At 63.5% G+C, this 25789-nt stretch carries 22 protein-coding genes; 21 read left to right on the plus strand and 1 reads right to left on the minus strand.

Going from position 1 to position 25789, the window contains the following annotated elements:
• Positions 1-6: 6 nt before the first annotated feature.
• From NTU39_RS04670 to NTU39_RS04760, 19 genes are all read left to right on the plus strand, one after another.
• Positions 7-1695, plus strand: coding sequence for a Na+/H+ antiporter (locus NTU39_RS04670; protein ID WP_150665563.1), 1689 nt, complete (start codon positions 7-9; stop codon positions 1693-1695).
• A gap of 74 nt (positions 1696-1769) precedes the next feature.
• Positions 1770-2207: an HIT family protein gene (locus NTU39_RS04675; RefSeq protein WP_150665564.1), complete on the plus strand. Its 438-nt coding sequence runs from the start codon at positions 1770-1772 to the stop codon at positions 2205-2207.
• A gap of 110 nt (positions 2208-2317) precedes the next feature.
• A complete protein-coding gene (locus tag NTU39_RS04680) occupies positions 2318-2731 on the plus strand; it encodes a gamma-butyrobetaine hydroxylase family protein (protein ID WP_150665565.1) in 414 nt (137 codons plus the stop codon).
• Positions 2732-2790: 59 nt separating this feature from the next.
• Entirely contained in the window at positions 2791-3525 is a 735-nt protein-coding gene (ubiE, locus tag NTU39_RS04685) for a bifunctional demethylmenaquinone methyltransferase/2-methoxy-6-polyprenyl-1,4-benzoquinol methylase UbiE (protein ID WP_039396086.1), read from the plus strand.
• A 227-nt stretch (positions 3526-3752) separates the two neighbouring features.
• Positions 3753-4736 carry a Tim44 domain-containing protein gene (locus tag NTU39_RS04690; RefSeq protein ID WP_150665566.1) on the plus strand — a complete coding sequence of 328 codons (984 nt, stop codon included), beginning with the start codon at positions 3753-3755 and terminating at the stop codon, positions 4734-4736.
• A gap of 166 nt (positions 4737-4902) precedes the next feature.
• On the plus strand, positions 4903-5526 hold the full coding sequence (locus NTU39_RS04695) for a ubiquinone biosynthesis accessory factor UbiJ (protein WP_150665567.1): 624 nt from the start codon (positions 4903-4905) through the stop codon (positions 5524-5526).
• Positions 5527-5529: 3 nt separating this feature from the next.
• Entirely contained in the window at positions 5530-7089 is a 1560-nt protein-coding gene (gene ubiB, locus NTU39_RS04700) for a ubiquinone biosynthesis regulatory protein kinase UbiB (protein WP_257959336.1), read from the plus strand.
• 44 nt (positions 7090-7133) lie between these two features.
• Positions 7134-7787 carry a methyltransferase domain-containing protein gene (locus NTU39_RS04705; protein WP_257960038.1) on the plus strand — a complete coding sequence of 218 codons (654 nt, stop codon included), beginning with the start codon at positions 7134-7136 and terminating at the stop codon, positions 7785-7787.
• Positions 7788-8146: 359 nt separating this feature from the next.
• Complete coding sequence (locus tag NTU39_RS04710) at positions 8147-9592, plus strand: high affinity choline transporter 1 (protein WP_150665569.1); 1446 nt, start codon at positions 8147-8149, stop codon at positions 9590-9592.
• Between the two features lie 261 nt (positions 9593-9853).
• Positions 9854-10201, plus strand: coding sequence for an FmdB family zinc ribbon protein (locus tag NTU39_RS04715; RefSeq protein ID WP_150665570.1), 348 nt, complete (start codon positions 9854-9856; stop codon positions 10199-10201).
• 50 nt (positions 10202-10251) lie between these two features.
• The gene (locus NTU39_RS04720) at positions 10252-10896 is read left to right on the plus strand and encodes a DUF502 domain-containing protein (RefSeq protein ID WP_150665571.1); all 645 of its coding nucleotides are present in this window, start codon (positions 10252-10254) and stop codon (positions 10894-10896) included.
• Positions 10897-10943: 47 nt separating this feature from the next.
• Positions 10944-12746 carry an aspartate--tRNA ligase gene (aspS, locus tag NTU39_RS04725; RefSeq protein ID WP_046290870.1) on the plus strand — a complete coding sequence of 601 codons (1803 nt, stop codon included), beginning with the start codon at positions 10944-10946 and terminating at the stop codon, positions 12744-12746.
• Between the two features lie 229 nt (positions 12747-12975).
• Entirely contained in the window at positions 12976-13440 is a 465-nt protein-coding gene (gene nudB / locus NTU39_RS04730; protein ID WP_150665572.1) for a dihydroneopterin triphosphate diphosphatase, read from the plus strand.
• A gap of 64 nt (positions 13441-13504) precedes the next feature.
• Positions 13505-14668 (plus strand): cardiolipin synthase ClsB, encoded by a 1164-nt coding sequence (gene clsB / locus NTU39_RS04735; protein ID WP_150665573.1) that lies wholly within the window; start codon positions 13505-13507, stop codon positions 14666-14668.
• A 184-nt stretch (positions 14669-14852) separates the two neighbouring features.
• Positions 14853-15446, plus strand: a complete 594-nt coding sequence (locus NTU39_RS04740; protein WP_046290871.1) for a TetR/AcrR family transcriptional regulator — start codon at positions 14853-14855, stop codon at positions 15444-15446.
• 48 nt (positions 15447-15494) lie between these two features.
• A complete protein-coding gene (locus NTU39_RS04745) occupies positions 15495-17282 on the plus strand; it encodes an acyl-CoA dehydrogenase C-terminal domain-containing protein (protein ID WP_150665574.1) in 1788 nt (595 codons plus the stop codon).
• Between the two features lie 77 nt (positions 17283-17359).
• Entirely contained in the window at positions 17360-19744 is a 2385-nt protein-coding gene (locus NTU39_RS04750) for a 3-hydroxyacyl-CoA dehydrogenase/enoyl-CoA hydratase family protein (protein WP_257960039.1), read from the plus strand.
• Positions 19745-19761: 17 nt separating this feature from the next.
• Entirely contained in the window at positions 19762-20961 is a 1200-nt protein-coding gene (locus NTU39_RS04755; RefSeq protein ID WP_257959337.1) for an acetyl-CoA C-acyltransferase, read from the plus strand.
• Between the two features lie 142 nt (positions 20962-21103).
• A complete protein-coding gene (locus NTU39_RS04760; RefSeq protein ID WP_039396125.1) occupies positions 21104-21871 on the plus strand; it encodes an enoyl-CoA hydratase in 768 nt (255 codons plus the stop codon).
• A 141-nt stretch (positions 21872-22012) separates the two neighbouring features.
• Here NTU39_RS04760 and NTU39_RS04765 read toward each other — a convergent pair whose 3' ends face one another.
• Positions 22013-22432 carry an acyl-CoA thioesterase gene (locus NTU39_RS04765; protein ID WP_257959338.1) on the minus strand — a complete coding sequence of 140 codons (420 nt, stop codon included), beginning with the start codon at positions 22430-22432 and terminating at the stop codon, positions 22013-22015.
• Between the two features lie 140 nt (positions 22433-22572).
• On the opposite strand from NTU39_RS04765, the gene NTU39_RS04770 reads away from it, so the two are divergent.
• Positions 22573-24486, plus strand: a complete 1914-nt coding sequence (locus NTU39_RS04770; RefSeq protein WP_257959339.1) for an ABCB family ABC transporter ATP-binding protein/permease — start codon at positions 22573-22575, stop codon at positions 24484-24486.
• A 126-nt stretch (positions 24487-24612) separates the two neighbouring features.
• A complete protein-coding gene (locus NTU39_RS04775) occupies positions 24613-25569 on the plus strand; it encodes a LysR family transcriptional regulator (RefSeq protein ID WP_150665578.1) in 957 nt (318 codons plus the stop codon).
• Positions 25570-25789: the final 220 nt, after the last annotated feature.

Consider the following 25789-nt stretch of genomic DNA (forward strand, 5'->3'; position numbering starts at 1 on the left):
GGTGGCATGGAGGTAGTCTACACAGCACTGATCCTGCTGTTCGTAGTGGCGCTGACCGGCGTGCTGGTCAGCTTCGTCAGATTCCTGCCTGTCCCGCTCGTGCAGATCGCCGTGGGCGCCGCGCTCGCCTATCCGGGCGCGGGTCTGCACATCGATCTCGATCCCGAGATCTTCTTCCTGCTGTTCATCCCGCCGCTGCTGTTTGCCGACGGCTGGCGCATGCCCAAGCGCGAGTTCTGGCACCTGCGCGTGCCGATCGTCGCGATGGCGCTCGGCCTCGTGATCTTCACGGTGCTCGGCGTGGGCTACTTCATCCACTGGATGATCCCGTCGATTCCGCTGGCCGTCGCGTTCGCGCTCGGCGGCGTGCTCTCGCCGACCGACGCCGTCGCCGTCTCCGCGCTCACCGGGCGCATGCGCATGCCCACGCGGCTTATGCATGTGCTCGAAGGCGAGGCGATGATGAACGACGCGTCGGGCCTCGTCGCGTTCAAGTTCGCGCTGGTGGCCGCGACCACGGGCATCTTCTCTATCGGCAACGCCACGTTCTCTTTCTTCGTCATCGCGCTGGGCGGCCTGCTCGCGGGCTGGGCGGTGACGTGGCTGTTCACGCAATTCCATCGCCGTGTGCTGGACGCCTCCACGGAAGAGCCCGCGACTGTCGTGCTGCTTCTGCTGCTCATGCCATTCGCCGCCTATCTGCTCGCGGAGCACTTCGGTTTCTCCGGGATTCTGGCGGCAGTGGCGGCGGGCATGACGGTGAGTTCGACGGATCTGCTTAACTCCCGTACAGCGACGCGCATTCTCGGCAACGGGGTGTGGTCGATGCTCGAATTCGTCTTCAACGGCTCGGTGTTCGTGCTGCTCGGCCTGCAACTGCCGGACATCGTGCGCGCGGCGCTGCGTCCGAGCGAGCATCTGTGGGGAACGCTGACGAATCTCGGCGAATTGATGTTCTACGTCGGCGCGATCTCCGCCGTGCTTATCGTCCTGCGCTTTTGCTGGGTGTGGGCGGCGTGGCGCGTGATGTATTTCCTCGGCATGCGTCGCGGCGAGATCACGATGAAGCCGGGCATGCGCTTCACCGGCGTGACGGCGCTCTCCGGTGTGCGCGGTGCGGTGACGCTGGCCGGTGCGCTCTCCGTGCCGCTGGCGCTGCCGGGCGGCGCGCCGTTCCCGGGACGCGATCTGCTGATCTTTCTCGCCGCTGGCGTGATTCTGCTTTCGCTCATCGGTGGCAGCCTCGGGTTGCCGATCCTGCTGCGCGGCGTGCGCTGGCCGGTCGAAGACCCGCGCAATCGCGAGATGGGTGAGGCGCGGCTGGCGGCGTCCGAGGCCGCGATTCGCGCGGTGGAGTCGCTGCAGAAGATGATCGCCAAGTCGGGTGACGAACTGGATACGGCCGTGTGCGCGGAAGCGGCGGCGCGGGTGATGGGCCGGTATCGCCGAACCCTTAACGCTGCGACGGCGACCGAAGAGATGCGTGAGCGCGCGGTGCGTGAGGTCGAGGTGGAGCGGCGCCTGCGGGCCGCCGCGTTGCAGGCGGAGCGTGTGGAGCTGTCGCGTCTGCGCATTACGCACCGCATCAACGACGAAACGCTACGCGAGCTGCTCAGCGAAATCGACTTCGCCGAACTCGCTCTGGGGCCGGTCGATCCGGCCACCGGTAAGCGCCGCAAAGGAAAGAAGCACTGACGTGTGCCGTTCCTTCATTGCTTTCATCGCATTTGGGACGGCAGCGCGACAGGCCAACGGGAGGGAGAATCATCATGGAATGTCCGTTTTGCGCTGGTGACGGCGGCGAAGTGGTGTGGCGCGATCCTGTGCTGCGCGTGGTGCTGGCGAGCGAGCCCGGTTATCCGGGTTTCGCGCGCGTGATCTGGAGCGAGCACGTCGCGGAGATGAGCGATTTGCCGCAGGCGGCGCGCGAGCATGTGATGCGCGCCGTGTTCGCCGTCGAGACCGCGCAACGCACGGTGATGTCGCCGCACAAGGTCAACGTGGCGAGCCTGGGCAATATGGTGCCGCACGTGCATTGGCACGTGATTCCGCGTTATCGCGACGACATCCACTTTCCCGGTTCGGTCTGGAGCGCGCCGCAGCGCGAACTGCCGGAGGCGGTCATCGCAGAGCGCTCGGCATGGCTACCGGCGTTGCGCGAGGCCATCGTGGCAGAATTGGAACGCATGCCGGGCTGGCCTGCTTGATGCAGAGGCCTGACTGAGCACGCCCGAGCGGCTATACTGCCCGCCGATGTGCCGTATGCGGCACTCGCGCGGCATGTGCGCGCGGCGACCGAATTTTCTGGAGCAAGATCATGGCTGGGCTGGAGAAAGACACGCCGATTCCCGTTTCCCTGACGCTGCATCGCGCATCAAAGGTGCTGGAACTCGGTTACGAGGACGGTAAGACCTACCGCCTGCCGTTCGAATTGCTGCGCGTACTCTCGCCGTCGGCGGAAGTGCGTGGGCACGGGCCGGGGCAGGAGACGCTGCAAACCGGCAAGCGTGACGTCACGCTGAACGGTCTGGAGCCGATCGGCAATTACGCCGTGCGTCCCGTCTTCTCGGACGGCCACGACACCGGCATCTATTCGTGGGATTACCTCTACGAGCTGTGCGTGCGTCAGGACGCGCTGTGGCAGGAATACCTGGACAAGCTCGCGGCAGCGGGTGTCGATCGCGACACGCCGATGGTGTCGCCGGCGGCCGGTGGCTGTCACCACCATTGAGGCCCCGGCGCCGCACGCACGCGAGTGTGTGCCCGCTTACCTGATTTTGGAGATGTGCAATGGGTGATCAGACCCACTTCGGTTATACGACCGTCGACGAGAAGGAAAAAGCTGGCAAGGTTGCCGAGGTGTTCCATTCCGTCGCGAGCAAGTACGACATCATGAACGACCTGATGTCGGGCGGCCTGCACCGCATCTGGAAGGCCTTCACCATCGGACGCGCCGCTGTGCGCCCCGGCTTCAAGGTGCTCGACATCGCAGGCGGTACGGGCGACTTGTCGAAAGCGTTCGCACGGGCGGCAGGCCCGACCGGCGAAGTCTGGCACACCGACATCAACGAATCGATGCTGCGCGTGGGCCGCGATCGCCTGCTCGACGACGGGATCGTCACGCCGTCGCTGCTCTGCGACGCCGAGAAGCTGCCGTTCCCGTCGAACTATTTCGACGTGGTGACGGTGGCGTTCGGCCTGCGCAATATGACCCACAAGGACGCCGCGCTCGCGGAAATGCGCCGCGTGATCAAGCCGGGCGGCAAGGTCATGGTGCTGGAGTTCTCGAAGGTCTGGCAGCCGCTGGAAAAGGCGTACGACGCGTATTCGTTCAAAGTGCTGCCGTGGCTGGGCTCGCGCATCGCGGGCGACGCCGACAGCTATCGCTATTTGGCCGAATCGATTCGCATGCACCCGGATCAGGAAACGCTCAAGACGATGATGGAAGACGTCGGTCTTGAGCGCGTGGAATACCACAACCTGACCGCCGGTGTCGTCGCCCTGCACATCGGACGTAAGTTCTGAGTACACACTTACTTACCTGATCGTCCAGACGACATACAGCGCCCCGGATTGCGGTGAAACGCCGCGCCGGGGCGTTTTGTTTGCCATCCCCTAAGTACAAGCTAATTTTGCTGTGGCAGAATCGCCCGTCGCCTTATCTGGTTTTAGTACGTAAAAAACGTCTGAACCATTTGGGTTGACGTCTGTCAGTAGACAGCAACCTATAACTCCACGGAGAGACCAGAACGATGTTCCAGTTCCTGAAAAACAAGCTGTTGTTGGGCGTTGTGGCCGGCGTAGTGGCGGTCGGCATGACGATCGCGGACGCTGACGCCAAGCGCGTTGGCGGCGGCCGGAGCATCGGCAAGCAGTCCAACACCGTGACGCAACGTCAGGCAACGCCGCAGCAGCCGGCGCAAGCCGCCCCGGGCGCAGCCCCGACTCAGGCCGCTCCGGCGGCCGCTGGCGCAGGTGCCGCAGGCGCGGCCGCAGCCGCCAAACCGGCCAACCGCTGGCTCGGACCGATCGCCGGTCTGGCCGCAGGTCTCGGTATTGCCGCCCTGTTGTCGCACTTCGGCATGGGTGGCGCGTTCGCCAGCATGATGGCCAACGTCATCATCATCGCGTTGATCGCGTTCGCCGTGATGTGGCTGATCCGCCGCTTCCGTGGCAATAAGTCGCAGTCCCAGACGCCGGCCTATGCAGGCGCAGGCAACGACGCATCGTCGAACAATTCGCTGCGTCAGCAATGGGATAACCAGCAGCAGCCGCAACAGCCGCAGCAGACCGCCTTCCAGACGGCTGCCCCGGTCGCCGCAGGTGCCGCAGCCGGTGCCGCCGCAGCCGAGTCGTTCGGTGTGCCTGCCGGTTTCGACACGGAAGGCTTCCTGCGCAGCGCGAAGGTGTACTTCAACCGTCTGCAAGCCGCTTGGGACAAGGGCGATCAGGCCGACATCAACGAGTTCACCACGCCGCAGATGTTTGCGGAAATCAAGATGGACCTCGAAGAGCGCGGTAAGTCGACCAACCGTACGGACGTCGTGCAACTGGACGCCGAACTCCTCGGCATCGAGCAATCGACCAGCGAGTACATGGCCAGCGTTCGCTTCTCGGGCCTGATCCGCGAAGCCGAAGGTGCCGCCGCCGAGCCGTTCAACGAGGTGTGGAACCTGACCAAGCCGGTGACCGGTAACGGTGGCTGGGTGCTCGCCGGGATTCAGCAGCTCGCCTAAGCTGGCTTAAGCTGAATTAGGCTGGCGACGTTTTTGGCGTAACCTGCCTTACAATGAGAGCCCGCGCGTCAATGCGCGGGCTCTTTTGTTTTTGCCGTCCGAAGGTTGTCTGCGGACGGCGTCTTTCGGTGCGACCGGTGTTCAGCACCGGCCGGCCGCCAAGCTCATGACCGTAGCCGCCAAAGCCTTTGCCGCCACCGTGAACCATTTGCTTGCCCGCGAACCGTGGGCACGCGACCGTCTGCGCCATCATGTCGGCGCGTCCGCCCGGCTGGCCATGTCGGCAATCGACGTGCGCCTGCGCGTGGGCGACGACGGCTATCTGGCCGCCACTGAGGCGGACTTCCCCTGCGATGTCAGCATCTCGGTGCCCCCTGCGGCGCTGGCGGACTTCGCGGGCGGCGGACAGGCCGCCGTGATGCGCCACGTCAAGATCGAAGGCGACGCCGAGTTCGCCAATACGGTGTCCTATCTGGCGCAGCATCTGCGCTGGGAAGTGGCCGAAGACCTCAGCAAATTCATTGGCGACGCCGCCGCCCATCGCGTGACGGAGACCGGCCGCGCGGCTGTCGCCGGTGCTCGCCGCACGGGCGGCACGCTGGTGCGCTCGCTGGCCGACTACTTCGTGGAAGAGAACCCGCTGCTGGTGGCGCGTCCGCGTCTGGATGCGATGCGCACCGATATCGGCACGCTGCGCGACGACCTCGCGCGGCTGGAAAAGCGTCTCGAGAAGTTAGAACGTCTGAAGGGATCGCCCGCTGCGGCGTCCCGCACTACCGGAGGCCGCTGACCGATGCGTCTTCTGCGTCTCATCAAGATTTTCTTCGTCTGCTATCGCTACGGACTCGACGAGCTGGTGCTCTCGAGCATTCCGCATCCCCTCACGCGAGGGTTGCTGCGCGTGCTCACGATTGGCCGTAGCGGGCTGAAGGCGCCGCGCGGCGAACGCTTGCGTCTGGCGCTCGAATCGCTGGGTCCGATCTTCGTGAAGTTCGGGCAGGTACTCTCGACGCGTCGCGACCTGATGCCGCCGGACATCGCACAGGAACTCGCTCGCTTGCAGGATCAGGTGCCGCCGTTCGATCCGCAGGTCGCACATGCGAGCATCGAAAAGTCGCTGGGCCGTCCGCTCGACGAAGTGTTCGTGGAGTTCGAGCGCATGCCGGTGGCGAGCGCATCGATTGCGCAGGTGCACTTTGCACGGGTTCGCGACGGCGAGCATGCAGGCAAGGAAGTTGCGGTCAAAGTGCTGCGTCCGAATATGCTCAACGTGATCGACAGCGATCTGGCGCTCATGCGCGATCTCGCCGGTTGGGTCGAGCGTCTGTGGCCGGACGGCAAGCGCCTGAAGCCGCGTGAAGTCGTGGCCGAGTTCGACAAGTATCTGCACGACGAACTCGACCTGATGCGCGAAGCCGCCAACGCCGCGCAGCTGCGTCGCAACTTCATCGATTCGGGCATGTTGATGGTGCCGGAGATCTATTGGGAATTCAGTTCCAGTTCGGTACTCGTGATGGAGCGCATGCACGGCGTGCCGATCAGCCAGATCGACGTGCTGCGCGAGGCGGGCGTCGATCTGAAGAAGCTGGCGCGCGAAGGCGTCGAGATCTTCTTTACGCAGTTCCTGCGCGACGGCTTCTTCCACGCGGATATGCACCCGGGCAACATTCTTGTGAGCCTGGATCCCGCAACGTTCGGACGCTACATCGCGCTCGATTGCGGCATCGTCGGGGCGCTGTCCGAATTCGACAAGAACTACCTCGCGCAGAACTTCCTCGCGTTCTTCCGTCGCGACTATCACCGAGTGGCGTCGCTGCATCTGGAGTCCGGCTGGGTGCCGCCGGACACCCGCGTGGAAGAACTTGAAGGCGCGATCCGTGCGGTGTGCGAGCCGTACTTCGATCGTCCGCTCAAGGAGATTTCGCTGGGGCTGGTGCTGATGCGTTTGTTCCAGACGTCGCGCCGCTTCAACGTCGAAATTCAGCCGCAACTCGTGTTGTTGCAAAAGACGCTGCTCAATATCGAAGGGCTGGGGCGTCAGCTCGATCCCGATCTGGATCTCTGGAAGACGGCCAAGCCGTTCCTGGAGCGCTGGATGGCCGAGCAGATCGGCCCGCGCGGCTGGCTGGAGCGGTTGAAAGCGGAAGTGCCGCAGTGGAGCAAGACGATGCCGCAATTGCCGCGGCTCATCCATCAGGCACTGGCGGCGCATGCACGTCCGCAAGACGACACGCTGCTGCTCGCACTCCTTCAGGAGCAACGCCGCACCAACCGCCTGCTGACGGGCGCATTCTGTCTGGTCGGCGGTATCGCCATCGGTGTGCTAACGGCGTTCGTGTGGCTGTATAGCTGAGCATTGAGAAGGGGACGGACGTGGTCGTGAATCGCAGACATTCGATGGTGCTCCACGCCTCGCGCGAAGGAGAGTCCCCAGAGAAGAGCGGGACGCCGCCGGTTCCCTCGTTTGCGCATCGCGATCCGTCGCGCGCGGAATTCTGGGACGAACGTTTCGCCAGCGCCTTCATGCCGTGGGACGCCGCCGGTGTGCCGCAGGCGCTGCGTGAGTTCGTTGCGGGCGAGGGTGCTGCGCGTGCCACGCTGATCCCTGGCTGCGGTGCAGCGTACGAAGCCGCGTGGCTTGACGCACAAGACTGGCCGGTGCGAGCCATCGACTTCTCGCCGGGGGCCGTCGATGCCGCCAAGTCTCAATTGGGTGCGCGAGCGTCGCTCGTCGAGCAAGCCGATTTTTTTGCCTACACGCCGCCGTTCACGCTCGACGTGATCTATGAGCGCGCATTCCTTTGTGCGTTGCCGCGCGATCTCTGGGCCGACTACGCCCGTCGCATGGCGCAGCTGCTGCCGTCGGGCGCACGTCTGGCCGGATTCTTCTTCCTCAAGGAAACGCCGAAGGGGCCGCCGTTCGGCATCGCGCCGGAAGCCCTCGACGCGCTGCTGTCGCAGGACTTCGTCTGCGAAGCCGACCGTCTCGTCGACGACTCGGTGCCGGTCTTTGCCGGGGCCGAGCACTGGATGGTCTGGCGACGTCGCTGATCTCTCGTGGCGACGCATTTGTGCAACACGTCGCTGACGCCAACTGCGCCTAACCGCCACTCGGTATTTCCCGATATTTGCCACGATCCGTCCGGGGATTTGTGACTTTTTTCCCCACGCATCCCGCGCGCCGCTATAATCGGCCCAAAATTTTTTCCCCAGGTGGCAAAAACGGGCGCTCCCGAGCGCTGAATCGCATCAGCCCCGTCATGCACGACCTGATTTTCTGTTGCCCGGAAGGCTGCGGCCCAAGGCTCGGTTTCGTTGGCTTGCGCGGCGGCTTCTTTCGGCCGGATCACGCCTGCCGTTGACGTTTCCCTGCCGCAACCGTCGCTCTGGGGCTTGGCTGGGGCCGCGTTATGCTGATCTGGTTTGTCATTCTGTATTGGGTCATTTCGGTGGCTATCGGGCTGTTGGCCGCCCTCAAGGTCCGCAATACCAAGGATTTCACCGTCGCTGGCCGCCGTCTGCCCTATGGCATGGTCGTGGCTGTCGTGTTCGCGACCTGGTTCGGCTCGGAAGCGGTGCTCGGCATTCCTGCGACGTTCATTGGTGAGGGCCTGCGCGGCGTGGTGGCCGATCCGTTCGGCTCGTCGATGTGTCTGGTCCTCGTGGGCATGTTCTTCGCCCGCAAGCTGTATCGCATGAATCTCATGACGATCGGCGACTTCTATAAGCTCAAGTACAACCGGACGGTCGAAGTGGTGACGTCGGTCGCCATCGTCATCTCGTACCTCGGCTGGGTCGGCGCACAGATCAAGGCGCTGGGGCTCGTGTTCCATACGGTGTCCGGCGGCGCGATGTCGGAGCCGACGGGCATGATCATCGGTGCGGTCTCGGTGCTCGCTTACACGCTGCTGGGCGGCATGATTTCGGTGGCCGTGACCGACTTCATCCAGATGATCATCATCGTCGTGGGGCTGGTGTATATCGCCGTGGTCGTGTCGGGCATGGTGCCGGGTGGGGCAAGCGCGGTGATCGCGCACGCTTCTGAGGCAGGCAAGTTCGTGTTCCTGCCGGAGATGAATCCGGCAGATGTCTTAGCGTTCATAGCGGCGGGCGTCACCATGATGTTCGGCTCGATCCCGCAGCAGGACGTGTTCCAGCGCGTGATGTCGTCCAAGTCGGAGAACATTGCCGTCTCCGGCTCGGTGACGGGCGGCGTGCTGTACTTCTTCTTCACGTTCATTCCGATTTTCCTCGCCTACTCGGCGCTCCTGATCGCCCCGTCGATGGTGCAGAAGTACATCGGCACGGACCCACAACAAATCCTGCCGCAGTTGGTGCTCACCAGCGTGCCGATCGTCGCGCAGGTGATGTTCTTCGGCGCGTTGCTCTCGGCCATCAAGAGTTGCGCGTCGGCGACGCTGCTGGCGCCGTCGGTGACGTTCGCGGAGAACATCATTCGTCCGATGCTCAAGGGCCGGATCGACGACAAGCATCTGCTGCGTCTGATGCGCATCGTCGTGCTGTGCTTCACGGCGCTGGTGCTGGTGTACGCCATGAACTCGAAGGCGTCGATCTTCCAGATGGTCGAGAGCGCGTACAAGGTCACGCTCGTGTGCTGCTTCGTGCCGCTGGCGTTCGGCTTGTACTGGAAGCGCTCCAGCTCGCTGGGCGGCACGCTGGCCGTGTTCTTCGGGCTGATCGTGTGGATTGCCTGCGAAGCCCTTGCGCCGGAAGCGCTGGTGCCGCCGCAACTGGCCGGTCTGCTGGCGTCGATCGCGGGGATGGTCGTCGGCTCGCTGCTGCAACCGGCCTCGGAGCGCGGTCAGCCGCAGGAGCAGCAGGTCTCGACGATCTGATCCCGGCGGACTGAGTCTGCCGATGCGGTGCATGTGAGTGCTCGCTAGGTGGCTGCGAAATGGCTGACGGCGAGTGCAGGGCAAGAGGGCGGCGGCAGTCGCCCTTTTCCATTGACGGCGCGGCTTGCCACGCGGATCGTGGCGACGCCCGGTCTTGATCTTGCCTCACGACGCCCCCATTTATCTCCGTACAAATCCCGAAAGCCTTGTGAAGCGGTTATAATTCAAGGCTTTGCGCGCCTTTTTCCGTCGGAAAGAATCATGCCTATCTATGCCTATCGTTGCGAAACATGCGGTTTCGCCAAGGATGTGCTGCAAAAAATGAGCGATGACCCGCTCACCCAGTGCCCCGAATGCGGCAAGGACTCGTTCCGCAAGCAGGTGACTGCTGCCGGGTTCCAGCTCAAGGGCTCGGGATGGTATGTGACCGATTTCCGCGGTGGTTCCGGCGGCACGAGCGCCCCGGCAGCGGGCGCAGCAGCATCGGCAGCCCCGGCAGCCGCGTCGTCGGGCGAGAGCGCCTCCGCGTCGTCGAGTGCAGCTTCGGCTGGCGGCGAGTCGTCGAGCGCCCCGGCAGCGAGCTGCGGCGGCGGTTGCGCCTGCCATTAAGCCGAATTTTCCCTGACCCCCAGTAGCCGACCACATTCGCGAGTCCTGCCATGAGCGTCAAAAAACCCGCGTTGAAGACGATTTTCCTCACCGGCCTGCTGGTGCTGGTGCCCCTCGCCATCACGCTTTGGGTGCTCGGTCTGATCATCGGCACGATGGATCAGACCTTGCTGCTCCTGCCGGACGAGTGGCAGCCGTCGCGCCTGCTCGGCCTGCGCATTCCGGGCTTCGGCGTGATCGTCACGCTCGCCTTCGTGTTCATCGTCGGCCTTCTGACGCATAATTTCATTGGCCAGAAGCTGGTCGGCTGGTGGGAAGCCATTCTGACGCGCATTCCCATCGTTGGACCCTTGTACGGCAGCGTCAAGCAGGTCTCCGACACATTGCTCTCGAGCAGCGGCAACGCGTTTCGCAAAGCGTTGCTCGTGCGCTATCCGCACGGCGAGTCCTGGACCATCGCTTTCCTGACCGGCGCGCCGGGCGGCGATGTGGTCAATCACTTGCAGGGCGAGTATGTGAGCGTCTATGTCCCGACGACGCCGAATCCGACCTCGGGCTTCTTCCTGATGATGAAGGCGAGCGACGTGATCGAACTCGACATGACGGTCGACGCTGCACTGAAGTACATCGTATCGATGGGCGTGGTGGCGCCCGCCCACAACCCGCGCCAACAACGTCCCGGTCCGCTCCTGTGAGCCACCGGGATCTGTCGGCGCCATTTTTTGAAAATCGGAACAGCAAAATGTCCATGCGTACCTCCTACTGCGGTCTGGTGACCGAGCAACAACTGGGCCAGACGGTCAAGCTTTGTGGCTGGGTCAATCGCCGCCGCGATCACGGCGGGGTCATCTTCATCGACCTGCGCGATCGCGAAGGTCTGGTGCAGGTCGTGTGCGATCCGGACCGCGCTGAGATGTTCAAGGCCGCCGAAGGCCTGCGCAATGAGTTCTGCGTGCAGATCACGGGTCTCGTGCGCAGCCGTCCGGCCGGCACCGAGAACGCCAACCTGACGAGCGGCAAGATCGAAGTGCTGTGCCACGAGCTCCAGGTGCTCAACCCGTCGGTTACGCCCCCGTTCCAGCTCGACGACGAAAACCTGTCGGAAACCACGCGCCTCACGCATCGCGTGCTGGATCTGCGTCGTCCGCAAATGCAATACAACCTGCGCCTGCGTTACAAGGTGGCGATGGAAGTGCGCAAGTATCTCGACGCGCAAGGCTTCATCGACATCGAAACGCCGATGCTCACGAAGAGCACCCCGGAAGGCGCGCGCGACTACCTCGTGCCGTCGCGTGTGAACGCCGGTCAGTTCTTCGCGCTGCCGCAATCGCCGCAGCTGTTCAAGCAGCTGCTGATGGTGGCTGGCTTCGACCGTTACTACCAGATCACCAAGTGCTTCCGCGACGAAGACCTGCGTGCTGACCGTCAGCCGGAATTCACGCAGATCGACTGCGAAACCTCGTTCCTCTCGGAGCAGGAAATCCGCGATCTGTTCGAGAACATGATCCGTCACGTGTTCAAGGAAGCCATCGACGTCGAACTCGACGCGAAGGTGCCGGTCATGGAGTACTCGGAGGCGATGCGCCGCTTCGGTTCGGACAAGCCGGACCTGCGCGTGAAGCTCGAGTTCACCGAACTGACCGACGTGATGGGCGACGTGGACTTCAAGGTGTTCTCGGTGCCGGCCACGACCGAAGGCGGCCGTGTGGTCGCCCTGCGCGTGCCGGGCGGTGCAGAGATCTCGCGTAGCGAAATCGATGCGTACACCGACTTCGTGAAGATCTACGGTGCGAAGGGTCTGGCCTGGATCAAGGTCAACGAAGTGGCCAAGGGCCGCGACGGTCTGCAAAGCCCGATCGTGAAGAACCTGCACGACGCGGCAGTCGCTTCGATCCTTGAGCGCACCGGCGCGCAAGACGGCGACATCATCTTCTTCGGCGCGGACAAGGAAAAGGTCGTCAACGACGGTATCGGCGCACTGCGTCTGAAGATCGGTCATTCGGAGTTCGGCAAGTCGCACGGCCTGTTCGAAGCCGGCTGGCGTCCGCTGTGGGTCGTCGACTTCCCGATGTTCGAGTACGACGAGGAAGACGCCCGCTGGGTCGCTTGCCACCACCCGTTCACGAGCCCGAAGGACGAGCACATCGATTACCTCGAGACCGATCCGGGCAAGTGCCTGGCGAAGGCCTACGACATGGTGCTCAACGGCTGGGAAATCGGCGGCGGTTCGGTCCGTATCTTCCAGGAAGACGTGCAGAGCAAGGTGTTCCGCGCACTCAAGCTGGGTGAAGAAGAAGCGCGCGCGAAGTTCGGCTTCCTGCTCGACGCCCTGCAATATGGCGCGCCCCCGCACGGCGGTATCGCGTTCGGTCTGGACCGCGTCATCACGATGATGGCCGGTGCCGATTCGATTCGCGACGTGATCGCGTTCCCGAAGACGCAACGTGCACAGGATCTGCTCACGCAAGCGCCGTCGCCGGTCGACGAACGTCAACTGCGCGAACTGCACATCCGTCTGCGTCAGCCGGAAGCACCGAAGGCGTAAGCCGACGCGTCGCAACCGCAAGCCACGGCCGGGACCTGTGTCCCGGCATGGCGCGCCGGTTGGAAAACCCCCTTTGCCGTGAGGCGAGGGGGTTTTTGCTTTCTGGCGTGTGTGATGTGGCAATGCCGGTGATCGGGGCGATACGCACGCGTGATGTCGGCATCCGTGCACCGCAACGTCGCGCAGGCCCTATACAATGCATCATCGCTGCCTGAACCCCGTTGCCTGCATGAAACCCTTCAAGATTCCCGAATCCGTGCTGGTCGTGATCTATACGCCGGCGCTCGACGTTCTGCTCATCGAGCGTGCCGACGCGGGGAATTTCTGGCAGTCCGTCACCGGTAGCAAGGATCAGCTCGACGAGCCGCTGGTCGAGACCGCCGCGCGCGAAGTCTTCGAGGAGACGGGCATTCGTGTGGCGAACGGCACACCCGTGCCCGATGCCGCGCTGACCGACTGGCATCACGAGATTCAGTACAACATCTACCCGCGCTGGGCGCATCGCTACGCGCCGGGCGTCACGCGCAACACGGAGCACTGGTTCGGCCTGTGTGTCCCGGAAAACACGGTCGTGACGCTCTCGCCGCGCGAGCACGTCGACTATGTCTGGTTGCCGTGGGAAGCGGCCGCCGAGCGCTGTTTCTCTCCCTCGAACGGCGACGCCATCCGGCAGTTGCCGTTGCGCGTGCGCTGATCGCCCGCCCCATGCCCTGCGTGCTCATCGTCCTCATCGTCCCCATCGTCCCCCCGCCCAGCCGATGAGCAAATATCTGCCGTTCTCCCGCGACAACGAACTGGCACTGCTCTATCTCGGCGCGAACTATTTCACCGCCCTCATCGACGCCATCGATCGCGCTGAGCACGACGTGGCGCTCGAAACGTACATCTTCGAAGCCGACGACGCGGGGGAGAACGTCAGCGCCGCGCTACAGCGGGCGGCGCAACGTGGGGTGACGGTGCGCGTGATCACGGACGGCATCGGCACCAGCCGACGCCTGCCGTTCTTCGATGCCTGGCGTGAGAACGGGGTGGCGCATCGCATCTACAACCCCCGGCTGTTTGGCAAGTTCGGCTTTTCGCGCACGCATCGCAAGATCGCGATCGTCGATCACACGGTAGCGTTCGTGGGCGGCATCAACATCATCGACGACTACAACGGCGGTGGCGGTGGCGGCACGCGCATGGACGACCCGCGCTGGGACTTCGCAGTGCAGTGCCGGGGACCCATCGTCGCCGAGATTGTCGCGGCGTTTCACCTTCAGTGGCAGCGTCTGGCGCCGGGGTATCTCCGTACACCGTTCCGCCACCGTCGCCGGGGCTTGCGCGGGCGCTTGCATGCGCCCTATGCCGGTCAGGCGGCCTTCGTCGCGCGAGACAACCTCCACAATCGTCGCGCGGTCGAGAAGGCGTATCTGATGGCGCTGGGACGGGCCCGTCACGAAGTCTGGCTCGCCAATCCGTACTTTGTCCCGGGACGTCGTCTGCGACGCGCCCTCACGCAAGCCGCCAGACGCGGCGTGTCGGTGCATCTGCTCATTGGCCGCAAGGAATTCCGTCTGCTGGATACGGCGGTGCCGTGGCTGTACGCCAAGCTGCTCGACGCCGGGGTGCGCATCGGTGAGTACGACATGCGTCAGTTGCACGGCAAGGTGGCGGTGGTGGACGATGTCTGGGCGACGGTCGGCTCATCGAATCTCGACGCGCTGTCCCTGTTTCTGAATCACGAAGCCAATGTCGTGGTACTCGACGATCCCGTTGTCATCGAGCTGCGCGACCATATCCGTCGCGCGTTCGGAGACGCACGTCTGATCGACCCTGAGCGCTACGGCGAACGCTCGCGCTGGCGGCGCTTCCGTCAGTGGATGGCCTACCGGCTCTATCGCCTGGCGATGAAACTGCTCACGCGCGGCAAGTACGACTGAGCGGCGTCCGCCCCTCCCCAACCGCCTGCCCGCGCCCGCCGGGCCGGGGTCCAGGCCCAATACCGATTAGGTATTCCGGTCTAATAAATTCCTTGTTACCCCATGGACGTTTCCCAATAATAGGACGGCCGTTCGATTTTTTGGTTAGCATCGAAGAACGGATAACCAAAGCGATGCAAAACATATGCGAAAGGGTGAACAGACACGTGCCGCGATCCTGAATGCCGCGCTTGAACTGGCGGGGCGGGATGGGCTTGAGGGGCTGACGATCGGCTTGCTGGCCGATCGTATGCAAATGAGCAAGAGCGGCGTCTTCGCGCACTTTGGGTCGCGTGAGGATTTGCAGATCGAAGTGCTGATGGAATACCACCGGCGCTTCGACGAAGAAGTGTTCGCTCCCAGTATGGAAGCGCCGCGCGGGCTGCCGCGACTCAGAGCGCTGGTGGATCGCTGGATGGACAAGCGGATTCGCGAAGTGACGACGGGCTGCATCTATATCAGCGGTGCTGTCGAGTATGACGATCGTGCGGCCAGTCCGGTGCGCGAAGCCTTGGTGAAGAGTGTGCAGTTGTGGCGATCTGCCCTGCTGCGCGCGATTACGCAAGCGAAGGAGGAGGGACATCTGCGCCCGGACACCGATCCGCGCCTGATGCTCTTTGAAATGTACAGCCTGACACTCGGCCTGCATCACGACGCGCGCTTCCTTCGGGACCCCGGCGCCGTCGACATGACCCGAGTGGCACTGGAAAAACTGATTTCGTCTTATCAGCGCGGGTGAGGCGCGAGCCGTCCGCGATTCGATTCGATTTGTTCGGAGGAGTAGGTCATGGGACAGTACAACGCGCCGCTGCGCGACATGCAATTCGTCATGCACGAACTGCTGGGCGTGGAAAACGAATTGAAGGCGATGCCGAAGCACGCGGACATCGATGCCGACACCATCAATCAGGTGCTCGAAGAAGCTGGCAAGTTCTGTAGCGAAGTCGTCTTCCCGCTGAATCAGGTGGGCGATCGCGAAGGCTGCAAATACGAAGGCGACGGCGTCGTCACCACTCCCACGGGCTTCAAGGCCGCTTATCAGCAATACGTCGAAGCTGGCTGGCCGTCACTGGCGTGCGATCCGGCATTCGGCGGTCAGGGACTGCCGCAGGTCGTGAACAACGCCCTGTACGAAATGCTCAACTCGGCCAATCAGGCGTGGACGATGTATCCCGGCCTGTCGCACGGCGCTTACGAGTGTCTGCACGCCCACGGCACCCCCGAACAACAAGCCACCTATCTGCCGAAGATCGTGTCGGGCGAATGGACGGGCACGATGTGCCTGACCGAGCCGCACTGCGGCACCGACCTCGGCATGCTGCGCACGAAGGCCGAACCGAACGGCGACGGTTCGTACGCCATCTCCGGCACCAAGATCTTCATCTCGGCGGGCGAGCATGACATGGCCGCCAACATCGTTCACCTCGTGCTGGCACGTTTGCCGGATGCGCCGCCGGGAACGAAGGGCATCTCGCTGTTCGTCGTGCCGAAGTTCATCCCCGATGCGAACGGCGCACCCGGCGAGCGCAATGGCATCAAGTGCGGCTCCATCGAACACAAGATGGGCATTCACGGCAACGCCACGTGTGTGATGAACCTCGACGGTGCGAAGGGCTGGCTCGTGGGCGAACCGAACAAGGGCCTGAACGCCATGTTCGTGATGATGAACGCGGCGCGTCAGGGCGTCGGCATGCAAGGCATGGGCCTGACCGAAGTCGCTTATCAGAACTCGTTGGTGTACGCGAAGGAACGCATCCAGATGCGCTCGCTCACCGGCCCGAAGGCACCGGACAAGCCCGCCGATCCGATCATCGTGCACCCGGACGTGCGCCGCATGCTGCTCACGCAAAAGGCCTATGTGGAAGGCGGTCGTGCTTTCTCGTACTGGACCGCACTGCACATCGACAAGGAACTGTCGCACGGCGACGAAGCCGAGCGTAAAGAAGCGGCCGACCTCGTCGCGCTGCTCACGCCGATCATCAAGGCGTTCCTGACAGACAACGCGTTCGAGTGCACGAACCACGCTATGCAGATCTACGGCGGTCACGGGTTCATCTCCGAGTGGGGCATGGAGCAATACGTGCGCGATGCGCGTATCAACATGATCTACGAAGGCACCAACTCGATTCAGGCACTCGACCTGCTCGGCCGCAAGGTGCTGGGCGACATGGGCGCGAAGCTCAAGAAGTTCGGCAAGCTCGTGTCGGACTTCGTGGAAGCCGAAGGCACCAAGGAAGAGATGCAGGAGTTCATCAATCCGCTCGCGGATATCGGTGACAAGGTCCAGAAGCTGACGATGGAAATCGGCATGAAGGCGATGGCCAATCCGGATGAAGTCGGTGCGGCGTCCGTGCCGTATCAGCGCGTGGTCGGCCATCTGGTCTTCGCGTACTTCTGGGCGCGCATGGCGCGTATTGCACTGGACAAGCAAGGCAGCGGCGACAAGTTCTACGAATCGAAGCTCGCCACGGCGCGCTTCTACTTCGCCAAGTTGCTGCCGGAGACCGCGTCGCAAATTCGCATGGCACGTGCCGGCGCGAAGACGCTGATGGAAGTCGACGTCGACCTGTTCTGAGAGCGGAGGAGATCACCGTGAGCCAAACCAACAAACCCCTGGTCGTACGCAAGGTTGCCGTACTCGGCGCCGGCGTGATGGGTGCGCAGATTGCCGCGCACCTCGTCAACGCGAAAGTGCCCGTCGTACTGTTCGATCTGCCGGCCAAGGAAGGCCCGAAGAATGGCGTCGTCACGCGCGCCATCGAGAGCCTGAAGAAGCTGAGTCCCGCGCCGTTCGCCGACAAGGCCGACGCACAATACATCGAAGCCGCGAACTACGAGGACGACCTCGAAAAGCTTGCCGGTTGCGACGTGGTGATCGAAGCGATCGCCGAGCGCATGGACTGGAAGCACGACCTGTACAAGAAGGTCTCGCCGCATCTGGCCAAGCACGCAATTTTTGCGTCGAACACGTCGGGGCTGTCGATCACCGAACTCTCGGAAGGTTTCGACGCCGATCTGAAGGCACGCTTCTGCGGCGTGCACTTCTTCAACCCGCCGCGTTACATGCATCTGGTCGAACTGATCCCGACCGCAACGACCGCGCCGGAAATCCTCGATCAGCTCGAAACGTTCCTCACGTCCACGCTCGGTAAGGGTGTCGTGCGTGCGAAGGACACGCCGAACTTCATCGCGAACCGTGTCGGTGTCTTCTCGATTCTGGCGGTGTTCGCCGAAGCACAAAAGTTCGGCATTCCGTTCGACGTTGTCGACGACCTGACGGGCAGCAAGCTCGGTCGCGCCAAGTCGGCCACGTTCCGTACCGCCGACGTGGTCGGTCTGGACACGATGGCGCACGTCATCAAGACGATGCAGGACGGCCTGAAGGACGACCCGTTTGCCCCGACGTACGCCACGCCGCCTGTGCTCAAAGCACTGGTGGAGAAGGGCGCGCTGGGTCAGAAGACGGGCGCGGGCTTCTACAAGAAGGAAGGCAAGGTCATCAAGGTACTCGACCCGCAAACGGGCGAGTACGTCGAGTCGGGCAAGAAGGCCGACGAAATGGTCGCGCGCATTCTGAAGAAGGCACCGGCTGAGCGTCTGCGCCTGCTGCGCGAATCGACCAACCCGCAGGCGCAGTTCCTGTGGGCCGTGTTCCGCGACGTCTTCCATTACATCGGCGTGTATCTGGAGCAGATCGCCGACAACGCACGTGAAGTCGACTTCGCGATTCGTTGGGGCTTCGGTTGGACGACGGGGCCGTTCGAAGACTGGCAAGCCGCAGGCTGGAAGGACATCGCCCAGTGGGTGCAGGAAGATATCGACGCGGGCAAGGCCCTGTCGAACGCTCCGCTGCCCAAGTGGGTGACGGGCGGTAAGGTGGCCGAAGCCGGTGGCGTTCACACCGCGCAAGGCTCGTACAACCCGGCCAAGGACGCCTTCGTGCCGCGTAGCACGCTGCCGGTGTATCAGCGTCAGGTGTTCCCGGCATCGCTCGTGGGTGAGGCCAGCGCCGATCCGCGTAAGTTCGGCAAGACCATCGAAGAGACCGACGCCGCGCGTCTGTGGGTCGACGAGACCCCGGGGCAGGACGACGTGCTGATCGTCTCGTTCAAGACGAAGATGAACACCATCGGGCCGGACGTCATCGACGGTCTGACCCGCGCTATCGATCTGGCCGAGCAGCAGTATCGCGGCGTGGTCGTGTGGCAGCCGACGTCGCTCAAGCTCGGCGCACCGGGTGGTCCGTTCTCGGCAGGTGCCGATCTGGAAGCGGCCATGCCTGCCTTCATGATGGGCGGTGCCAAGGGGATCGAGCCGTTCATCAAGAAGTTCCAGGACGGCATGATGCGTGTGAAGTACGCGCAGGTGCCGGTCGTCTCGGCCGTGTCCGGCATCGCGCTGGGCGGTGGCTGCGAACTGCTGCTGCATAGCGCCAAGCGTGTGGCAGCGCTGGAGAGCTACATCGGTCTCGTGGAAGTCGGCGTCGGCCTCGTGCCGGGCGGCGGCGGCCTGAAGGAAGCGGCGATTCGTGCGGCCGAAGCGGCCACCGCTGCCGGTAGCGTCCAGTATCTGCAATTCGTGACGAAGTCGTTCACCAACGCCGCGATGGCGAAGGTCTCGGCCTCCGCGCTCGACGCCCGCGACATGGGCTATCTCAAGCCGTCGGACACCATCGTCTACAACGTGCACGAACTGCTGTCGGTCGCCCGCAACGAAGCGCGCGCGCTGTCGGTCGCCGGCTACCGTCCGCCGCTCAAACCTGCAGGCATTCCGGTGGCAGGCCGCTCGGGCGTGTCGACGATCAAGGCGTCGCTCGTGAACATGCGCGACGGCAACTTCATCTCGGCGCACGACTTCCTGATCGCCTCGCGCATTGCCGAAGCCGTGTGCGGCGGCGATGTCGAAGCGGGCAGCCTCGTGAACGAAGAATGGCTGCTGGCGCTTGAGCGTCGCGCCTTCATCGAACTGCTGGGCACGTCGAAGACCCAGGAACGCATCATGGGCATGCTGCAGACCGGCAAGCCGGTGCGCAACTAAGCCGACCGGAGACTGACATGAGCAAACAACTGCAAGACGCCTATATCGTTGCCGCCACGCGTGCGCCGATCGGCAAGGCACCCAAGGGCAGCTACAAGAACACGCGTCCGGACGATCTGCTCGCGACCATCCTCAAGAGCACGCTCTCTCAGGTGCCGGATCTCGATCCGAAGGTCATCGAGGACGCGATCATCGGCTGCGCCATCCCCGAAGCCCAGCAAGGCCTGAACGTGGCGCGTATCGGTGCGCTGCTCTCGGGACTGCCGAACACGGTCGGTGGTGTCACCGTCAACCGTTTCTGCGCCTCGGGCCTGACTGCGCTGGCGATGGCCGCCGACCGCATTCGTGTGGGCGAAGCCGACGCCATGATCGCCGGCGGCATCGAAAGCATGAGCATGGTGCCGATGATGGGCAACACGCCGTCGCTCTCGCCGTCGATCTTCGAGCGCGACGAGAACGTGGGCATCGCCTACGGCATGGGCCTGACCGCCGAGAAGGTCGCGCAGCAGTGGGGCGTGACCCGTGAAGCGCAGGACGCCTTCGCGCTGGCTTCGCACCAGAAGGCGATCAAGGCGCAGCAGGCCGGTGAGTTCACGAACGAGATCACGCCGATCGAGATCGTCGAGCGTTTCCCGAATCTGGCCACGGGTGAAGTCTCGATCAAGACGCGCACGCTCTCGCTCGACGAAGGTCCGCGTCCCGACACGTCCATCGAAGGGCTGGGCAAGCTGCGTCCCGTGTTCGCGAACAAGGGCTCGGTCACGGCCGGTAACAGCTCGCAGACGTCGGACGGCGCCGGTGCGTTGCTCGTCGTGAGCGAAAAGATCCTCAAGCAGTTCAACCTCACGCCGCTCGCGCGTTTCGTGTCGTTCGCCGTGCGCGGCGTGCCGCCCGAGATCATGGGCATCGGGCCGAAGGAAGCGATTCCGGCGGCGCTGCGTGCCGCAGGGCTGAGCCAGCAGGACATGGACTGGATCGAACTGAACGAAGCGTTCGCCGCGCAGGCGCTCGCCGTCATCAAGGATCTGGACCTCGACACCAGCAAGGTCAACCCGATGGGTGGCGCGATTGCACTGGGTCACCCGTTGGGCGCGACCGGCGCGATTCGCGCTGCGACCGTGGTGCACGCGCTGCGCCGTCACAACCTGAAGTACGGCATGGTGACGATGTGCGTGGGCACCGGTATGGGCGCGGCGGGCATCATCGAGCGCATGTAAGGCAGACTCCGCCCGTGCATGGGCGGCACGCCAGACGCCAGGATTGACGACGGCTCAGGACGCCGGGGTGCGGTTTCGCAAATGCGTGGCTGCCCCCTGCGTCGTCATCTGTCGCTATTGGGACACCGAGGAGACACACACGATGGAAGACGTATTGGTGCAGCGTCAGGGCGCGGTGCAGGTGCTCACGCTCAACCGCGTTCAGAAGAAAAACGCGATCACCGCCGACATGTATCAGGCACTCGCGGACGGGATCAACGAAGCCGAAGACGACGCCTCGCTGCGCGTGATCCTGATTCAGGGCCAGCCCGAAGCCTTCTCGGCAGGCAACGACCTCGAAGACTTTCTGAAGAATCCGCCGAAGGACGAGAGCGCGCCCGTGTTCCAGTTCCTGCGCGCCATCAGTCAGGCGACCAAGCCGATCGTGGCCGCCGTGGCGGGCAATGCCGTTGGTGTGGGCACGACGATGCTGCTGCACTGCGACGTGGTCTACGCGGCCGATTCGGCCCGCTTTGCGCTGCCGTTCTCGCAACTGGCACTGTGCCCGGAGGCCGCGTCGAGCTGGCTGCTGCCCCGCGTATCCGGCTATCACCGCGCCGCCGAGAAGCTGCTTTTCGGTGAGCCGTTCGACGTGAACGAAGCGGTTGCGATGGGTTTCGTCAACCGCATCGTGCCCGCCGCCGAGCTGGCAGAGTTCGCGGCGAAGCGTGCTGCACAACTGGCCGCCATGCCTGCCGGGTCGCTGCGCGTGACCAAGCAACTGATGAAGGCTGACGGCGCAAGCGACGTGCAGGCACGCATTGGCGAGGAGGGCGTCGAGTTCGCCAAGCGTTTGCTGTCGCCCGAGGCCCGCGAAGCATTCACGGCCTTCTTCGAGAAGCGCAAGCCGGATTTCACGAAGATTTCGTAAGTTCTGCTGCTTTCGGACCGTCTGTCCGTCCGTAGAAAAGACAAACGCCGCACGCCCCGATTCGCGAGGCGTGCGGCGTTTTTGCGTCTGGCACCGGTCGGACGGTCGCGCGGGGCTACCGTCCCCCAGAGCCAACTGACGTCAACTGACGGCGTCGAGCTTCGGCAGCGGGCGCGGACGGCGGTCTTCGTCGGTCGCGACATACGTCACCATAGCCTCGGTCACTTTGACGATCTCGTGCGACAGGCGCATGCGCTGGGCGTAAGCCTCGACATAGACGGTAATCGACGTGTTGCCCGTTTTGACGATGGTGGCGTAGAAGCTGAGCAAGTCGCCGACGAAGACTGGCTCCTTGAAGAGGAACGAATTGACGGCGATGGTCGCCACACGGCCGTTGGAGCGTTGTGCGGCGGGGATCGACCCGGCGATGTCGACCTGAGACATGATCCAGCCGCCGAAGACGTCGCCGTGGGCGTTGGCGTCGGCGGGCATCGGCATCACGCGCAACGCCAGTTCTTTTTCTTCGGGCAGGGCCGTGAGGGCAGGGGTCGGGGTACTCATGAGGTTCCTTGCTAGAGCGGGAAAGCTGGCCGGCGTCGATTTGGCGGGGTTCAGCGCACGTCGCCGGGTTCTGCGAAAATACGTCATCAACGATTCTAGCGGAAAGCCCTCTCGCGAGCCGGACGCCGCCCCACCCCACCATGAGACGTTTTACTCCGGCCGAGCCCGCGCCGGCGGCTTCCGGCAAGCCCAATGCCGCCAAACCGGCGCGCGGCGACTGGCAGGTCATTAAATCCCTGATTCCGTATCTGATGGAGTTTCGCGGCCGCGTCACGCTGGCGCTGTCGTGCCTGATCCTGGCGAAGGTCGCCAACCTCGGCGTGCCGGTCATCATGAAGCACATCGTCGACGCCCTCGGCCCGGTGGCGTCGCTCTCGGCGACGGCGCGTGCCACGAACGATCCGAGCCTGATTGTCGTGGGCGGCCTTGGCATGCTGGTGATCGCTTACGGTGTGGTGCGCCTGTCGACGTCGCTCTTTACCGAACTGCGCGAAATCCTGTTCTCGAAGGTGACGGAAAGCGCCGTGCGTCAGATCGCGCTCAAGGTGTTCCGGCATCTGCACGCACTGTCGCTGCGGTTCCATCTGGAGCGGCAGACGGGCGGCATGAGCCGCGACATCGAGCGGGGCACACGAGGCATCCAGTCGATGATCTCGTACTCGCTCTACAGCATTCTGCCCACGCTCATCGAAGTCGCGCTGGTGCTCGGCTTCTTCGTCGTGCGCTACGAAGCGTTCTACGCCATCGTCACGCTCGTGGCGCTCGTGTTCTACATCACCTTCACGGTGAAGGTCACGGAGTGGCGCACGCACTTTCGTCGCACGATGAACGAACTCGACTCGAAGGCCAACGCCCGCGCCATCGATTCGCTCATCAACTACGAGACGGTGAAGTACTTCGGCAACGAAGCCTTCGAGACGCAGCGCTACGACGAGAACCTCAAACGTTATCGCGCGGCCGCCATCCGTTCGCAAAACTCGCTGTCGGTGCTGAATTTCGGCCAGCAGGTGATCATCGCCAGCGGGCTGATTCTGATTCTGTGGCATGCCACGCAGGGCGTGATGAGCGGACGCATGACGCTCGGCGATCTCGTGCTCGTCAACACGTTCATGTTGCAGCTCTACATCCCGCTGAATTTCCTCGGCGTGATCTATCGTGAGCTCAAGCAGGCGATGACCGACATGGACCGCATGTTCACGCTGCTCGACGTGAATCGCGAAGTGGCCGATCCGCCGGGCGCGCAACCGCTGGTATGCAATGGCGGCACGGTGCGGTTCGACCACGTGAACTTCGGCTACGAGCCTGCGCGTCAGATTCTGCACGACGTCGATTTCACCATTGCGGCGGGCACGACCACCGCTGTCGTCGGCCACAGCGGCTCGGGCAAATCGACGCTCTCGCGTCTGCTTTTCCGCTTCTACGACGTAGGCTTCCCCGGACTCGACGGCGGGCGCATTTCCATCGACGGTCAGGACATTCGCAACGTCACGCAGGATTCGCTGCGCGCCGCCATCGGCATCGTGCCGCAGGATACGGTGCTGTTCAATGACACGATCTACTACAACATCGCATACGGCAATCCGTCCGCATCGCGCGAGCAGGTGATTGCCGCCGCGCGGGCCGCGCACATTCATGACTTCATCGAAAGCCTGCCCGCCGGTTATGAATCGATGGTTGGCGAGCGCGGGCTGAAGCTTTCCGGCGGTGAAAAGCAACGTGTGGCGATTGCGCGGACCATCCTCAAGAATCCGCATATTCTGATTTTCGACGAGGCAACATCGGCACTCGATTCGCGCTCGGAACAGGCGATTCAGACGGAGTTGCGCAACATCGCACGCGAACGGACGACGCTCGTCATTGCGCACCGTCTCTCGACGGTGGTGCACGCGGCGCAGATCATCGTGCTCGACAAGGGACGCATCGTGGAGCGCGGTACGCACGATCAGTTGCTGCACGCGGAAGGCCTCTACGCACAGATGTGGGCGTTGCAACAACAGCGTCGTGGCGGGGAAGGGGATGCCGAGGCATCGCACTTCGCCACGGTGGTGTCCTGAGCGCGGCTGGGCGTGAGTGTGCGTGAGTGTGCGCAATTCTGCATGAGGATGACGGGCAAGGGTCTGTCATCCCGGCAGGCGATTGAGTAGACTTGCGCACTGACATCGCCTGCGCGGGAGCACCGCATGGAAATCAAGTGGCTCGAGGACTTCGTGTCCCTCGCCAAGACGAACAGTTTCAGCCGCTCGGCGGAATTGCGTCACGTGACGCAGCCCGCCTTCTCGCGGCGTATCCAGTCGCTCGAAGCATGGCTGGGCAGCGAACTCATCGACCGGTCCAGCTATCCGACGCGCCTCACGCCCGCTGGCGAGGTCTTCTACGAGCAGGCGCTGACGTTGCTCGCGCAGGCGCAGGAAGCCCGCGCGTTGCTGCGCGAACAACGTTCCGCCGATCATTCGGTGATCGACTTCGCCGTCCCCCACACGCTCTCGATGACGTTCTTCCCGCGCTGGCTCAAGCAGCTGGAAAAGCGTCAGGGCTTGCTGCGCAGCCGTCTGCGTGCGCTCAACGTGCACGATGCGGCCATGTCGCTCACCGACGGCGGCTGCGATCTTCTGATGTGCTACTACCACCCGAGCCAGCCGCTGCAGCTCGACTCGGCGCGCTACGAGATGATCGTGCTCGGCAGCGAGCGCTTCAGTCCGTACAGCGCCCCGGCCGCACAAAAACGCGCCCGCTTCAAGTTGCCCGGAACCCCCGAAGCGCCGGTGCCGTATCTGGCCTATACGTCCAACGCCTACCTCGGCCGGATGGCCGATCTGCTCGTGGGGGATGTGTCGAGCCGTCCGCATCTGGACAAGGTCTACGAGACGGACATGGCGGAAGCGCTTAAAGCGATGGTGCTCGCCGGACACGGCGTGGCGTTTCTGCCCGAGAGCGCGGTGGTCGATTCGGTAACGCGCGGCGAACTGATCGACCTCGCGCCGCCGGGCAAAGCCGCGACGCCCTGGCACCTGGACATGGAAATCCGTCTGTATCGGGACCGGCTCGCCTATACGGACGCAAGCAACCGCCGCGAGCGCGCCAAGCGCGACGTCGTCGAAGCCTTCTGGCAGGCTGTTCGGGATCAGGTCAAAGGCTAAGTCTCACGCCTCTCTGATGGCTGCGGGACGCCGCCGGATAGGCATCGTCAATAGACCGGATACGGAGTAGGGCTACGCCGCGAGAAGGGCTATTCGCATCCGGTAAGGACGTCCCCGTTGACGCGTGATCGCGGCGATTTGCCTGACGTACCGGAAAATTGAGGGGATGCTCACATCTATGCAGGAAATGCATAGATGCATGTTTATTCGGCATTGGATT

It is taken from the genome of Pandoraea commovens (assembly GCF_024704525.1).
Lineage (GTDB): Bacteria > Pseudomonadota > Gammaproteobacteria > Burkholderiales > Burkholderiaceae > Pandoraea > Pandoraea commovens.